At 56.4% G+C, this 12,963-nt stretch carries 12 protein-coding genes and 4 pseudogenes; 10 read left to right on the top strand and 6 right to left on the bottom strand.

The window, feature by feature from the left end:
* The first annotated feature begins 235 nt into the window (after window positions 1-235).
* Entirely contained in the window at window positions 236-778 is a 543-nt protein-coding gene (locus JNB88_RS32680; RefSeq protein WP_338111077.1) for a hypothetical protein, read from the top strand.
* A gap of 126 nt (window positions 779-904) precedes the next feature.
* Complete coding sequence (locus JNB88_RS34810; protein WP_220359103.1) at window positions 905-1,225, top strand: helix-turn-helix domain-containing protein; 321 nt, start codon at window positions 905-907, stop codon at window positions 1,223-1,225.
* Window positions 1,226-1,359: 134 nt separating this feature from the next.
* Here JNB88_RS34810 and JNB88_RS32670 read toward each other — a convergent pair whose 3' ends face one another.
* Entirely contained in the window at window positions 1,360-1,671 is a 312-nt protein-coding gene (locus JNB88_RS32670; protein ID WP_220359102.1) for a hypothetical protein, read from the bottom strand.
* 493 nt (window positions 1,672-2,164) lie between these two features.
* Between JNB88_RS32670 and JNB88_RS32665 the strand changes: the two genes are divergently transcribed.
* Window positions 2,165-2,647 (top strand): hypothetical protein, encoded by a 483-nt coding sequence (locus JNB88_RS32665; RefSeq protein ID WP_220359101.1) that lies wholly within the window; start codon window positions 2,165-2,167, stop codon window positions 2,645-2,647.
* Here JNB88_RS32665 and JNB88_RS32660 read toward each other — a convergent pair whose 3' ends face one another.
* Window positions 2,648-3,274 carry a response regulator gene (locus JNB88_RS32660; protein WP_220359100.1) on the bottom strand — a complete coding sequence of 209 codons (627 nt, stop codon included), beginning with the start codon at window positions 3,272-3,274 and terminating at the stop codon, window positions 2,648-2,650.
* Entirely contained in the window at window positions 3,271-4,665 is a 1,395-nt protein-coding gene (locus tag JNB88_RS32655; RefSeq protein ID WP_220359099.1) for a sensor histidine kinase, read from the bottom strand. Before JNB88_RS32655 ends, JNB88_RS32660 begins: the two co-directional genes overlap by 4 nt.
* Window positions 4,666-5,007: 342 nt before the next feature.
* Here JNB88_RS32655 and JNB88_RS34070 point away from each other — a divergent pair.
* Together JNB88_RS34070 and JNB88_RS32650 are read left to right on the top strand one after the other, a co-directional pair.
* Window positions 5,008-5,106 (top strand): annotated as a pseudogene (locus JNB88_RS34070) (DUF2934 domain-containing protein); the annotation flags it as partial.
* A 36-nt stretch (window positions 5,107-5,142) separates the two neighbouring features.
* Window positions 5,143-5,523, top strand: a complete 381-nt coding sequence (locus tag JNB88_RS32650) for a response regulator (RefSeq protein ID WP_223217435.1) — start codon at window positions 5,143-5,145, stop codon at window positions 5,521-5,523.
* Between the two features lie 376 nt (window positions 5,524-5,899).
* Here JNB88_RS32650 and JNB88_RS32645 read toward each other — a convergent pair whose 3' ends face one another.
* On the bottom strand, window positions 5,900-7,429 hold the full coding sequence (locus JNB88_RS32645; protein ID WP_220359097.1) for a cation:proton antiporter: 1,530 nt from the start codon (window positions 7,427-7,429) through the stop codon (window positions 5,900-5,902).
* A 105-nt stretch (window positions 7,430-7,534) separates the two neighbouring features.
* On the opposite strand from JNB88_RS32645, the gene JNB88_RS32640 reads away from it, so the two are divergent.
* The 4 genes and pseudogenes from JNB88_RS32640 to JNB88_RS32625 all read left to right on the top strand — a co-directional run bounded on the left by JNB88_RS32640 (window position 7,535) and on the right by JNB88_RS32625 (window position 11,299).
* Window positions 7,535-8,761, top strand: a complete 1,227-nt coding sequence (locus tag JNB88_RS32640; protein ID WP_220359096.1) for a flavin monoamine oxidase family protein — start codon at window positions 7,535-7,537, stop codon at window positions 8,759-8,761.
* A 146-nt stretch (window positions 8,762-8,907) separates the two neighbouring features.
* Window positions 8,908-9,450, top strand: coding sequence for a hypothetical protein (locus tag JNB88_RS32635; RefSeq protein WP_220359095.1), 543 nt, complete (start codon window positions 8,908-8,910; stop codon window positions 9,448-9,450).
* A gap of 57 nt (window positions 9,451-9,507) precedes the next feature.
* Window positions 9,508-9,899: pseudogene (locus JNB88_RS32630) on the top strand (NADH-quinone oxidoreductase subunit D-related protein); the annotation flags it as partial.
* Between the two features lie 485 nt (window positions 9,900-10,384).
* Window positions 10,385-11,299, top strand: coding sequence for an NAD(P)/FAD-dependent oxidoreductase (locus tag JNB88_RS32625; protein WP_220359094.1), 915 nt, complete (start codon window positions 10,385-10,387; stop codon window positions 11,297-11,299).
* A gap of 303 nt (window positions 11,300-11,602) precedes the next feature.
* On the opposite strand, the pseudogene JNB88_RS32620 reads toward JNB88_RS32625, so the two are convergent.
* Window positions 11,603-12,092, bottom strand: a pseudogene (locus tag JNB88_RS32620) (Ku protein); the annotation flags it as partial.
* Window positions 12,093-12,235: 143 nt separating this feature from the next.
* Between JNB88_RS32620 and JNB88_RS32615 the strand changes: the two are divergent.
* The gene (locus JNB88_RS32615) at window positions 12,236-12,436 is read left to right on the top strand and encodes a PAS domain-containing protein (RefSeq protein ID WP_220359093.1); all 201 of its coding nucleotides are present in this window, start codon (window positions 12,236-12,238) and stop codon (window positions 12,434-12,436) included.
* Window positions 12,437-12,838: 402 nt separating this feature from the next.
* Here the strand turns inward: JNB88_RS32615 and JNB88_RS32610 are convergent.
* Window positions 12,839-12,963 (bottom strand): annotated as a pseudogene (locus JNB88_RS32610) (IS5/IS1182 family transposase); the annotation flags it as partial.

Below are 12,963 nucleotides of genomic sequence, written 5' to 3'. Positions count from 1 at the left end.
AGTGGTGCGATGATCGCCCACTCTTCATCGCTAAGTTCATGACGGCGCATATCAATCTCCTTCCAAGGACATTGAATCATCATCGTGACTAAAGCGAAACCCTTTTATGGGGACGCGACCTAGTCCGTGGGATATGCACTCGTCAAACGGTCCCTCGCACATGTCGTGACTTGGTTTCGATGCGTCCTGCGGTACGCACGCCTCGCTCTTCTTCACTCGAGGTCCCTCACCTCCATTGATCGACCAGATCATCGTGCTTGCTTGCGACTTTGGGGGGAACAAAAAATTGCGCCGGCCGTTTGAAGAAAGAGGCAAGTCTATGTCTACGAACCCTATAGCAAACAGCCGTGCAAGCTCATCAGAGCTACTCCACGCCATAAAGTTGGCCTTCCACGTTCATTCAGGACAAAGTGATAAGACCGGAGAGACGTTTTTCTCTCACTGCAAACGCGTCGCTGACACAGTTTATGGCGATGACCAGCGAACGGTTGCGTATCTGCACGATGTTGTGGAAAAAGGTGAGAATTGGACGCTGGAGCGTCTGCTTCAGGAAGGATTCCATCCGGTCATCGTGGATGCCGTAGACGCTCTCACCCATCGTAGTGGAGAAAGCGACGAAGCGTTCGTGAAGCGCGCTGCCGCCAATGGCATTGCGCGTCCGGTAAAGGTCGCAGACCTGCAGGACAATCTTCAACAAGCACTAGCGGCTGGCCTCGACGCCTCGAAATACGAAAGCGGGCTTAGCATCATCGAAAGCTTATCCAACAGACGCGGCTGAACCACCGACTAACGAGAGGGAGACACCGCAGGCATTCCCATGCTGTAAGATGGCTTCGCACGCTGGCGGCACGGCTGCTCCTAGCGCCAGGCCGCTATCATGCTAACTGATGTCAAAGGGAAGTCCATGAACGTCACACAGATGAAAATGGCACGCGTTGCACTTGATTGGGGAGTTGGTGATCTGGCTGCTGCCTCCGGCGTGAGCGCAGAAGTTATCGATCGCATTGAGCGGGACGGCCGCTTTCCCCCGTCGACCATGGGCCTACTGCAGGGGGCCCTAGAGGCCAACGGCCTGACGTTTCTTGACGGAAACTACTCGGGCTCGGGTGGACCAGGCGTAAGGCTAAATGGTCCAACAAATCGATCGATTGACGTGGACATCCATCAAGTTGTTCAGTACGAGGAATACCTTGTAAATGACGCTCCCCCCGGAGCCGGCGGGTAAAGCAACTGGCTCGGCGACCTCCTATCGCCGAAGACACATTTCGCTTTTTTGCCAACCTATATCTGCACACGTCGTCGAGGACAAAGAGTCGTCAGGGGCAAGTCACCTCACCCGCCGCCTTAGATCATTATTTCTCAATGATATTTGCCTCGACCACCGGTGGGAGCAATCTCTTCCAAGGTGGATATAAGCTTCTGAAACTCCACCAGAATTATACAGAACTCGGCGTCTTTGAGCGCAACAATTTCCATTAGCCCGAAGGAAACTGAGGCTATCAAGCGATCGATCGCAAGGCAGCGCTCCGCTGGCTCCCCACCCAACGTCTTTCGTCGATATGTTCTCAACTCATCCAGTATCCGTTCAATGAGCGCATGGCGACGTGCCGGCGTGAGTTGGGGCAGAGATGCTTGTGCGCGTTGTATATCGTTCACGAGTGTCTCGACCATGCGATTCCTCCCCTGCAGGCCTAAAGGATTAGCACCACCATCGTGGCAGGAACACGGACCTTAGTCCGGAACCCAGCTATAGTCCGCTTGCGTACAAAGTCGCAGCGAGGACCGGTGCTGTAATTTGGGTTGTGCGTCACACAGGTCGGCCATTGCTTCATTGGCACCCAATGAGGAGGCCGCGGGTTCGGGACGATGGGCTAGATCCGCGACCCCCTCTGCTCCTTTGCGGAGGAGTTTGGGAAGAATGGAAATCTCCATGATGACGTCGCTTCCCTCGTTAAGACCTAGGTCAGGAGACACTTGTCGCAAGCTGGACTAAAGTCCGAGTAGGAAAGCGCTGACAAACGCAGAAATCAGCTGAAACTCAGACAATGACTCCGACCAAGGTCTGACCTACATAGGCACTTAGGTCTCAAATCGTTGATTAACTTGGAAATGCGCGAAGCTTTTATACATATTAACTGCACGCAACGGATCCCGGAACGAGGTAATGGACCATATTAGACGCATGCTGTTGAAAGTTCTCGCCGCGGGCGCGATAGGCGTCTTCGGGCAGAGCAACCTAGCGCTTGCGCAAAATGGCAACGGAAACGGGGGAGGCAAGGGCAACGGTGGGGGAAATAGCGGCGGCAATGGGAACGGAGGGGGCAACGGTGGCGGCAGTGCGAATGGTGGCGGCAACGGCAAGGGAAGCGGTAATGGGAATGCTGGCACCAGCGGTAGCTCGGGCGGCAGTTCCAACAGCGGATCCGCCCCGTCTGGCACCTCTTCCTCAGGTCAAGGTAGCAATTCGTCGGGAAGCTCGCGCTCCGACGTAGGTGCCGACGGATCATTCTCCGTTCAGCATCGAAATGGAATCAGCGAAACCCTTTCCGCCGGGCGTTACATCATGAAGGATCAAAAGGGGCGCACGATCATCAATCGTCGCGCCAGCACAAAGGACGTCAGCCGACTAAGGCGGCTGTTGCGCTAACTAGAGCATCGTTTTCCATCGGAGTGCAGCCTCGGTTCGATTGGTAACGCCGAGTTTTGTCATGATTTGCGTCATGTGATGTTTTACGGTCTTTTCCTGGAGGTCGAGGTGGCGCGCAATCAGTTTGTTGGACTGGCCCTCGGCCACCAATTCCATGACTTGCCGCTCCCGGGTCGAAAGCAACCGATCGTTCGCGCCCAGCGGTGGCCGAGTGAGTGAATGATCCACCAGCTTCGCCGACATCACCGGCGAAATCCAGCGCGAGCCATTGGCGACAGCGCGTATCGCGTCGGCGAGGCTCTTTGCGCCAACACCTTTCAGGACATAGCCCATGGCGCCACGGTTGATCGCCACCGTCAGCGCGCCGATATCGTCTGATGCCGTTAACATCAATATCTTCGTCTGTGGGCTGCGACAAAGCACCTCGTCTATTGCCGCCAATCCATCCCCAGGCATCGAGACATCAAGCAACAATACGTCGGGACGCACTGACGACGCCATACTGAGCGCATCAGAGCTGGTCTCACCCTCTGCAACCACAACAAAGTCACTTATCTCCGATAGGCTGCGGCTCACACCTTCGCGAAACAGTGGATGATCATCGACTATACCAACTGTTATTGTCACTCCACTTCCTCCATGCCCTTAGAATCCAGTTTCATCGAAACAGTCGTTCCGCGGTCTCCGCTGCTCACGTTGAACTCTCCTCCGAGACTGTCAATGCGTTCCCTCAGCCCCGCCAGCCCAAGGCTCGTGGGTCTCACTTCATCCGGATCAAATCCTTCTCCCCGATCGCTGACCTCGACCTCGACTGACCCGTAGCGGGAAACAGCCCAGACAGATTGTTGAACACCCCCTCCGTGACGGTAAGCATTGTTAAGAGCCTCCTGAATAAAGCGGTAAACGCAGATCTTCACTGCGGCCGCTAACTCGAACTTGTCCTCCTCCACGACGAGATACACGACAGATCGTGTTTTTTGCTGGTGCGCTTCCACGGCGCGGCGAACAACTTCCTCGAACGCTCCATTCTCCACCTGTGGAAGAACCAGACCAGCGCAAATGTTTCGAATCTCGGCCATTCCCTCGGCGAGGCTCGAACGAATCCAAGACAGCTCCTTCTCGCGCGTTTCCTCCGTAGTCGTGGCACTAACAAGGATGTCGCTTTCTAGACGGAGAGAAGCATATGCAATTTGCTGGGCTGGACCATCATGAAGATCGGCCCCGATACTACGCAGGTAGGTCTCGTTCAGTGCGGCAGCGCGCTGCGAAGCGCGGCGCAGGCGCCTCTGAAGACCCTGATTTTCCGCGAGCAGCACGGAGAGCTCGTCGACCCTTTGCCGCAGGTCCTGCCGTTGACTTTCAATCAGTCGGCTACCTCGAAACACGATGACAGACAACGTCAGGAAAAAGGTCGCCGTAACGACTGCGACGGAGATCCAGCTGCTCAGTCGAGCGCGTGCTAGGCTATCTGCTAAGCCACTCGCAGTTTCGTAAAATTCAAGGACGCCAACCGTCTCGCCGGACCACGGCTGCAAGACCGGATTATAAATCTCCATGAGGGGTTTGCCGAGTTGACGCTCTTTATGGCTCTCCAGATCCCGTGCCACCTCGTATCGCGCTACAAGAGAACCTTTCAGCGCCTCACGGAGCTTATCATTGATCGGATACCGCTTGCCGATAAGCGTCTTGTCGTTAGCGTAAAGTATTGTTCCATCCCCTCGCCAAAGTCTGAAGGAGACAAGCCGCTGTCCAAGGGCCCCCTGCCCAAGCGTTTCATCCAGCGCCTGCGCACTGGCGTCGTCCAAAACTCCCTGGATCTTCATATCTGGCAGCAACGGAGCGACAACACTGTCAACATATAAAGCTGTAGCAGCCCCTGAGTTGTGGATAACCGCATTTTGGATAAGGTGGGTCACCACGAAACCGATCAAGAAAAGTGCGGCAATGGATACGCACCCTCCTGCGATAAGGAACTGCGAGGCGAGAGACTGAGAATTCCAACGGCTGAGCCACTGCATCTGAAACCTGCTGAACGTCTATGCGCCAGACATATCGCTTCTTTAGAAACTTTCCAGAGAAGGTCAGTATCAACTGCTCACCAGCGCAAGGCTCAAAGTTGGCGCCTTACAGACAAAGTTGATGCAATTGACCCTTTATCGGCTCCAACCAGCCACGAGAAGAGACCGCACGATCATGAGGAACGCCAGCAAGGTTGAAGAGGGTAAGGCGATAGGAGGGATCAAAACTTCACATCGCTTGACACCGGCGCCGACGATTGTGAGGAGGTTTCGATCTTTCGCTTCTTTCTGACGGAACTTGATCTCGAGCAAAGCGTTGCGTGGCACAGCGGAGGCAAATTAATGGACGACGAATCTTATAACTGGGTGAGCCGGCGAGCACATGAGATCTGGCAAACGGAGGGTTGCCCACAAGGTAAGGATCGCGAGCATTGGTCGCAGGCGGTAGCGGAACGATTAGAGCTCGAGAAGGGGATAATGACGAATCCCACCTCCTCGATTCAGATCCACAAGGTGCTCGTGGTCGAGGACGAACCAATTATTCGCTATGCAACAGTCGATGCTCTTGAGGAAGCTGGCTTCGACGTACTCGAAGCTGGCAATGCCGACGAGGCGTTCGCGTTGCTTGCGGGAAACGCTGTCGACGCCGTTTTTACCGATGTCAATATGCCCGGCTCCACCGATGGACTTGGGCTGTCGGATCGGATACGCGCAATCTCGCCAACAACAAGAGTTATTGTAACCTCCGGCCACGTGAGGCTCGGTCGGTTTGACCTCGCAAGTGGCGTGTCCTTCATCCCCAAGCCCTATACATATGAGGCGCTCATTGGCATGTTGAGGACCCCCCTACACCACTGATGTCTGCCCGGCCGAGATCTCAGTACACAGAAGGGGAGCGCAGACGAAAGAGCAGGTCGTCAGGATTTTGTTGCGCACGGATCCGCGCTGCTTTATCTAAATTAGCTATTCTCCTTCGCCCTTCGTGCGGAAAGCGTATTCCACTAGCAGTCCTCCAGTGGAAAGCGGCAGCCGGGCACCTCAAGGTCCACCGACCTTTCCTTTTGCAATGAGCGCAGTGGCAGCTTCTCCCTTGACCCTGTCACTTCGCGCTCCCTTGTTTGCCGAGCTGGCCTCTTGGAGCTTGGACTTCAATTCATCTCAGCAAAGCCTCAGCCATCCAACATGCAACGAGAATATTTAGCTGCTGATGATTCCATCGACATGCAATTACCCTTCAGCTTTCATCAATCCGCTTCTCGTTCTCAGAAACAATAGACAGCTGCTTCCAGTCGAGGTCCTCCTGCAACTCAAGATATTGAGTTGGTCCTATAAGATCCGCCTCACGCAATTCATCCAGTCGTTGACGTTGCGCCATTATGGCGTTCAGGCTCCACTCACGTCGCAGGGCCGACGGCGAGTCATGATCGCTCTCACAAATATCCCTGTAGACCGCTCGGACAGCTTCGGCCTCCCCGGCGACTTCGCCTTCCAGCCGAAGCAAGGCCGCTTTAGCCATCGACTTTCTTGCCCAATGTATTTCCTGCCGCACCTTTTCCTCTCTTCCCAGCCCGAGCAGCCGGATCATCGGCGCGAGAGTTACACCCTGGATAACCAGCGTCGCCAGCACGACGAAAAAGGCTGTCAGGACGACAAGATCCCGCTCTGGAAAGTTGGCAGGTAGCGCGAAGGCCGTCGCAAGTGTGACGAGGCCGCGCATACCCGCCCAACCTACCAGCAACGTCTCGTTGCGCTCGAAGGGCACCAGTACGCTCCCACGGCGATGTCGGTAACCGATGACTGCGTGAAAGAAGGCGGCTATCAGCAACCGAGAAGCGATCACACCAATGATGATGAGCGAAGCGAACGCTAGCGCCCTTTGCAGTTCGTTTGACGACATTTCTCCAAGGATTCGGCGAGCCTGCAAACCCATCAGGAGGAACGCCACCACATTCAATAAAAATACCACCGTTGTCCAAACGGCGAATGAATGTACGCGCATGCGAGGCGAGTCACCCACTGTTGAGAGTGTGGCGATCGTCATGGCGCTCGCCACCGTGGCCAACACGGCGGAAAGATGAAGGTGCTCGGCGATAAGCCAGGTTGCAAAGGCGTAGACAAACTGAAGGAGCGTACCGCCCACACTGTTGTCCGTCACCGGCCTCAGACGAGAAACGAGAAAGCCGATTGCGATACCGAGTAAGATGCCGCCTGGAGCTGCAAAGGTAATCCGTGCAATCGTGTCAAGGTCAAAGCCTCCGCGGGCGTGGATGGTCAAGGCTGCACTGAACAAGAGCAGCGCCGTAGCATCATTGAAAAGGCTTTCGCCTTTCAGGAGCGCGTCCACCCGCCGGTCGACGGGTAAGCGGGATAGTACAGCGGTGGCTGCCGCGGCGTCGGGCGGCGCCACAATGGCGCCAAGAGTAATCGCCACGGCAATCGGAAGTCCAACCGTCAGCGCGCTGATGGCAACCACCACGCCGGTGGTAACGAGCACGGCGACGACAGCATAGACGAAAAGGGGCATCCAAAGTCTTCGGGCAGTACCCAGCGGGAAATCATAAGCAGCATCGACCAAAACAGGGGCGATGAACAATGCCAAGGCCGTTGGCGGATCAATCGGAATGTCGGGTGCACCGGGAAACATCCCTACCGCGACGCCTGCCGCGGCCAGAATTCCTGGATAAGGCAATTGCATGCGTCTTGTCACCTGCAACAGCAGAATTGCGACCGCTAGCAAGGCGACGAGAGTTTCGAAGAAGGTCATGCTCCAGATAGTAGCAGGCTTTTACGCTCGTTGAAGAGCCCTCGATTCCCTAGTAGAACGTCGAGAAAAACCAAAAGCCAAACGACAAGAGCGGAGTTCCGGACCATGGGTTATGACGTAGCAATTGTCGGCGCCGGGGCAGCCGGGATCGCCGCGGCCCGCACTTTGTCGGATGCGGGGCTCTCCATCATCATTGTGGAAGCCAGCGACCGCGTGGGCGGTCGTGCCTGGACCATCGAGTTGGGCAGCATGGCGTTGGACATGGGCTGTGGATGGCTCCACTCCGCCGAGCGCAATCCCCTCGTCGGCATCGCGACCAATGCCGGATTCACGGTCAGGCGAGGGCCGACGGCATGGGGCAAGCAGTGGCAAAACCTTGGTTTTGCGGCAGAGAACCAAATGCTTGCCGAAGCAGCCTGGAGCGAGCTTATGTCTCGATTTCGCGACGACCCGCCCCCCAGCGACCGAGCGGGGGATGCCCTACCTATTGCCGGCGAATGGAATGCCTACTGTAACGCGTTGAGCGGGTACTTGAACGGGGCACCCCTTGATCGCATTTCGATTGCGGACTTCCTCGCCTACGACAACCATGCCTCTGACGCAAACTGGCGAGTTCATGAAGGGTACGGCCGTCTTGTGGCAAGTTGCCTGCCCAACATTCGGTTGATGCCAGCAACGCCTGTTCGCCGCGTAAGGCTGCTGGAACAGGGGGTTGGCCTTGACACCGACCGAGGCCAAATTATTGCGGAAATGACGATCGTCACGGCATCGACAGAGGTCCTTGCCAGCGGGGCCATCGTTTTTGACGGCGCCGCTGACGAACAGCTTCACGCCGCAAGTCAGTTGCCACTCGGCTTTGCCGAGAAGCTGTTTTTTGAGTTGTACGGAGAGCACGGCCTCGAGCCTGAGACCCACCTGTTGGGTGACCCCCACAACTCCGAGAGTGGAAGCTATTACATACGGCCTTTTGGGCGGCCCTTGATCGAGGGTTTTTTCGGAGGGACGGGAGCTCTCGCCATTGAGCATGCTGGATTGATGGATGGGTTTGCTTTTGGAGTAGAGCAGTTATCGTCTCTGCTTGGTAGCAGCATCCGCGCTCACCTGCGTCCGATGGCAGCGTCTTCATGGAGCCGTGCCGACTGGATAAAGGGGTCTTACAGCCACGCGCGCCCCGGCCGGTCGGGCTACCGGCAAACGCTCGCCCAGCCTGTAGGCGATCGGTTGTATTTTGCGGGCGAAGCCACTCATTCTTCTGACTTCTCGACTGCGCACGGGGCATGGCAGAGCGGCGTCAGGGCCGCGAAAGAAGCTATGAAAAATTGGATTGCCTGATAAAGCGCGCTAGCGTTGCAATACGGCCTTGAACGAAGCCGACCAGAAAAGACGATATTGGCAGCCGTCGATTGGAACAGAATTCGCCCTGTTCGGTTTTCCTCGACATACGGTTTTTCGCCGTAACTGACCGCGGAGGAAAGAAGATGAGCAGCATTGATAGCGGAACGTCCGGTGCGCCAATGCGCGCGGCTCTAAGCACACTCAGCGCGTTCTTCGATGACCAAAGCGCCGCTGAAGACGCCATAAGAAGATTGAAGGACATTGGTTTGGCAGACGACCAAATCCGGTTCATGCCCGGATATGAAGCCGATAGTGAAGTGGCCCACAGCGACCACAATAAGTTCTGGGACGGCCTGTCTGGGTGGCTTTTTCCCCTCGAGGATCGTGCCGCGTACGCCGAGGGGCTGCGGCGGGGCGGTTTTTTGGTTTCCGTCCAAGTGGACGATCAATCTTATGAAAGCGCCCATGACATCCTCGATGACGAGGGCAGTATCGACATGGACGAAAGGGCGGATTTATGGCGCAATGATGGGTGGGACGGGGGTCATAGTGCTCTTACGAGTTCTAAGGGGGAACTCTCCCCCGACACTGATCGCACCACGACCCAATACGCACAAGACGCGGCACTTAACCGCCGCGATCTGGAGAAGTCGACTCCACGTGTCAGGTCCTATCGCTCGCCCTAGTGCTGCGCGGCTCGAAATATACTCAACTGGTCACATCAAGTGACCAGTCGGTTGAAGATAATGCGTCAGTGTATTGACAGGTTGCTTTCCAGCGAAGCAACGGGTCCCTATACCTCAACGGCAGGGTAGTACCTGCCAAAGCGCGGCGCAATGAAGCGATTCATGGAGGCCACGATCCACCATTTCAAACTTTACCGAGGGCTTCCGGACTCCCGCATCCGAGGTCTACGCTGCAGTTGAAGCGCCAAAGGGAGAGTTTGGCGTCCGTCTTGTAGCGGACGGCACGAAACGCCCCCTTATCGGTGTAAGATCCGCGCCCCTGGCTTCACGCACCTTCAGGCAATGGACTTTCTCTGTCGGGCCACCAATTGGCAGATATTTCGGCTATCCTTGGATCGTTGGACATCGTGTTTGGTGAGGTAGACGGTGAGACGCGCACCAGAGACTGAAGAACGTCGGCGGTGTGTCGCCAGTAAAATGGCAGGTCATCGTCGGCGGGTGCTGGAGCGACCACGCGTTCATCATCGAGCAATCCACACAAGCTAAAATCACTGGATGGCTGTTGGAGGTCGGCCCGTCGCTCTGCCAGACGCACCCGCATCATCCGGTCCATTCGGATGATGGGTGCGCCTACAGCGCCGTATCGATCTCTCACCGCCGCGGAAAGGCTTGATGCAGCGGCCGCTTCTGGCGCCGAATGCAGCCAACGAAAGGTAAGGCAACCCCGGCCTGCATGCCAACGACTACAGCGGGTCTAACGAATATTTCAAGGCGGGCGGATCGGATGGATCTACCGCTAGAGCTCGCAAGAAAAGAAGACAGGCGACGGGTTATCGGAGCGAAATCTAGCGTTAAAACCGGGAACCATCGTAAGCCACCGTTGTTTTCAAAGCCCGCCGGCGGATCAGGGCGGTCACTGACAATGGATGAGGGTATGAAGCTGGCAAGGAGAGACTGCATCATCATCGGAGGTGGGCCGGCTGGATTAACGGCCGCGATATATCTGGCGCGGTACCACCTCTCTGTGATGGTTTTCGATGACGGAACCAGCAGGGCGGCGAGCATCCCGATTTGTCATAACCACGCGGGATTTCCAGGCGGCATCAATGGTGCTGAGCTGCTCGCCCGGATGCGCGCCCAAGCCATCATGTATGGCGCTGAGATTCGTAGTCAGCGCGTTTCATCATTGCGCAGCGCGGGGGGAGCCTTCCGCGTTTCCTTCGACGATGGCGCCCTGCCGGCCAGAACCGTTCTCATCGCGACAGGCGTCGTAAACCGGATGCCCTCGATGCCAAAGGACAAGCACGACGAGGCACTGAAGCGGGGGTTAATCCGCTACTGCCCCGTTTGCGACGGTTTCGAGGTCACGGACAAACGGATAGCGATTATTGGGCACGGGGCGAAAGCATACAAAGAAGCTGTGTTTCTTAGAAGTTATAGCCGATACGTTACCTTGCTTTCGCCTTCGGGACAGCATCAACTCGAGCCGAATGAAGAGGCACGGCTGCGGGAACTGGGGATATTGGTAAAGCTGGGCCCAATAGAAATCGATATTGAACAAGAGAACATTGTGGTCTGCGCCAGCACGGGCGACCATCGGTTCGATACCATATACCCCGCTTTGGGCTCAGATATAAGATCCGAGCTCGCCTCAGGAATTGGAGCGAGGTTGTCGCAGGAAAGATGCGTTTGCGTTGACAGTCATCAGCGCACGAACGTGCAGGGTCTGTATGCCGCTGGAGACGTGGTGAGAGGCCTGGATCAAATCAGCAATGCGATGGGACAGGCGGGTGTTGCCGCAACGACAATTAGGAATGATTTGTGTACTCTCTCGCCATTGGTCCGATGACCTTTATCTAGATGAGCCGGCAAATCGGCGTGCTGGAACTGCGTGCCATCAGGTGTTTCGCGTCTGATAATCAACCCGCGTCAACCGACCCAGCATATGTGAATACAAAGGCACGTCTTCGTGGAAGATGCCACCCATACGAGGTCACGGGTTCGGCGCGATTCGCTAAGGTCTGGAAGCAGGCGTTATTCAGATCCTGCTGCCCCGCCATCCCGAAAACGGAGCAGCTTTTGGGGACGTACGAAGCCTGGTCACGAAAAGGTTCGGCGGCGTTGCACCTTACGCGGGCGCTCCTGCGCAAGGTCACTGGGAAGATGGCGGGGAGACCCCGAAAGCGACCAGACCCCGGCAGATATATTTGTCCGAGGAGCAAATCCCCGCATCTATGATGTTCACGACATTGGATTTCGGTGCGGCTTCGGCCTTGCCGCCCTTGGCCGTCTTCTTCGGCTTCAGCGCCTTCTTCTTCTCTTCGATGAGCTTCAGGAGGGGCCTGGTCTGGATGAGATCGTTGACCATGTCTGGCGACCAGGGACTTTTGCTTGATGAGCTTCTGAACCAGCGGCACAAGGTCGGGATCGGCCTCTTCGTCAATGTCTTCGAAGTAGCTCTCTTCCGGCCGCACTTCGTCTCCGAACCGCAGTGACCAGAGAACGATGCTTTCGTCGCGCGGCTCCAGGATTACGGCGCGCTCGCGACGTCCCATCACCAGCTGAGAAACGCTGACGACCTCGTCGGATTTCATCGCGTCACGAATGACGGCGAAGGCTTCGTCGCCAACGGCGTTGTCCGGCGGCTCGGCGAGGTTGAGGAGGATGGTCGATTAGCCAGCCGGTCCTTTCAGAAAACATACGACGAGGCCGCCCTGAGCAATGCCATCGCGACAGTCGAGAAAGACCCGGCGAACTGAGGTCCGGATTCAAGGGGATGACGTAAATGCTGCTCGAAGACCTCTATCGCTTGATGAAGACCAGGCATGTGCAGGCACAGGCTGTCGTCGACACGATGACTCAGCCCGTTGTCGTACTGGACAGTAACCTGTGTGTGACCACGGCAAACAATTCCTTCATAAAAACCTTCAACGTCGACCGCGAGGATGTCCTCGCTCAATCGTTCTTCGATCTCGGCAACGGATAAGTTGTTGACGCGCCCCGCGTGACGAGACCGATTTCGGACGCCATTCTCATCGCCACGACACGACTTCCGCCTTTCGAAGCCCAATTTCGCCACGCGTCCGCTCATTCGGAGTCGCCCTATGGTGTCGCCGCCTACTACGTTTCGCAACGAGTCTGTTGATGCAACGGAGCGTAGGTGCCAGCTGCTACAGCGGCTCCATGACCTCGGCGACTGGGCGGAAGGCGAGATCCTTGAGCGATATCGCCACGACGAGGAGGGGCTCGGCAGCGGTTATTATGACCTGGAGCCGAGACTGAGCGAGCATCAGATGTTCGTAAGACGGTTCGTGAGAAGCATCCAGGCTCAACGGTCGAGGAGATCTCGGTGGGTGCAAGCCTGCCGTCTCCGAAGTGCAAGCGCTGACTAGGACGTGGACTCGCAAACTGAATTGATCCAAATTCTTGTCGCAACGAGTTTCAGTGCAGCAAGGTAATTGTCAGGGCGGCGGTCGTAGCGCGTGGCCAAGCCCCGCATGTGTTTGATACGAT

It is taken from the genome of Rhizobium cauense (assembly GCF_019511525.1).
GTDB classification, from domain to species: Bacteria; Pseudomonadota; Alphaproteobacteria; order Rhizobiales; family Rhizobiaceae; genus Rhizobium; species Rhizobium cauense.
The sequence above is the reverse complement of the archived record's forward strand: the minus strand, read 5'-3'. Positions and strand labels throughout refer to the sequence as shown.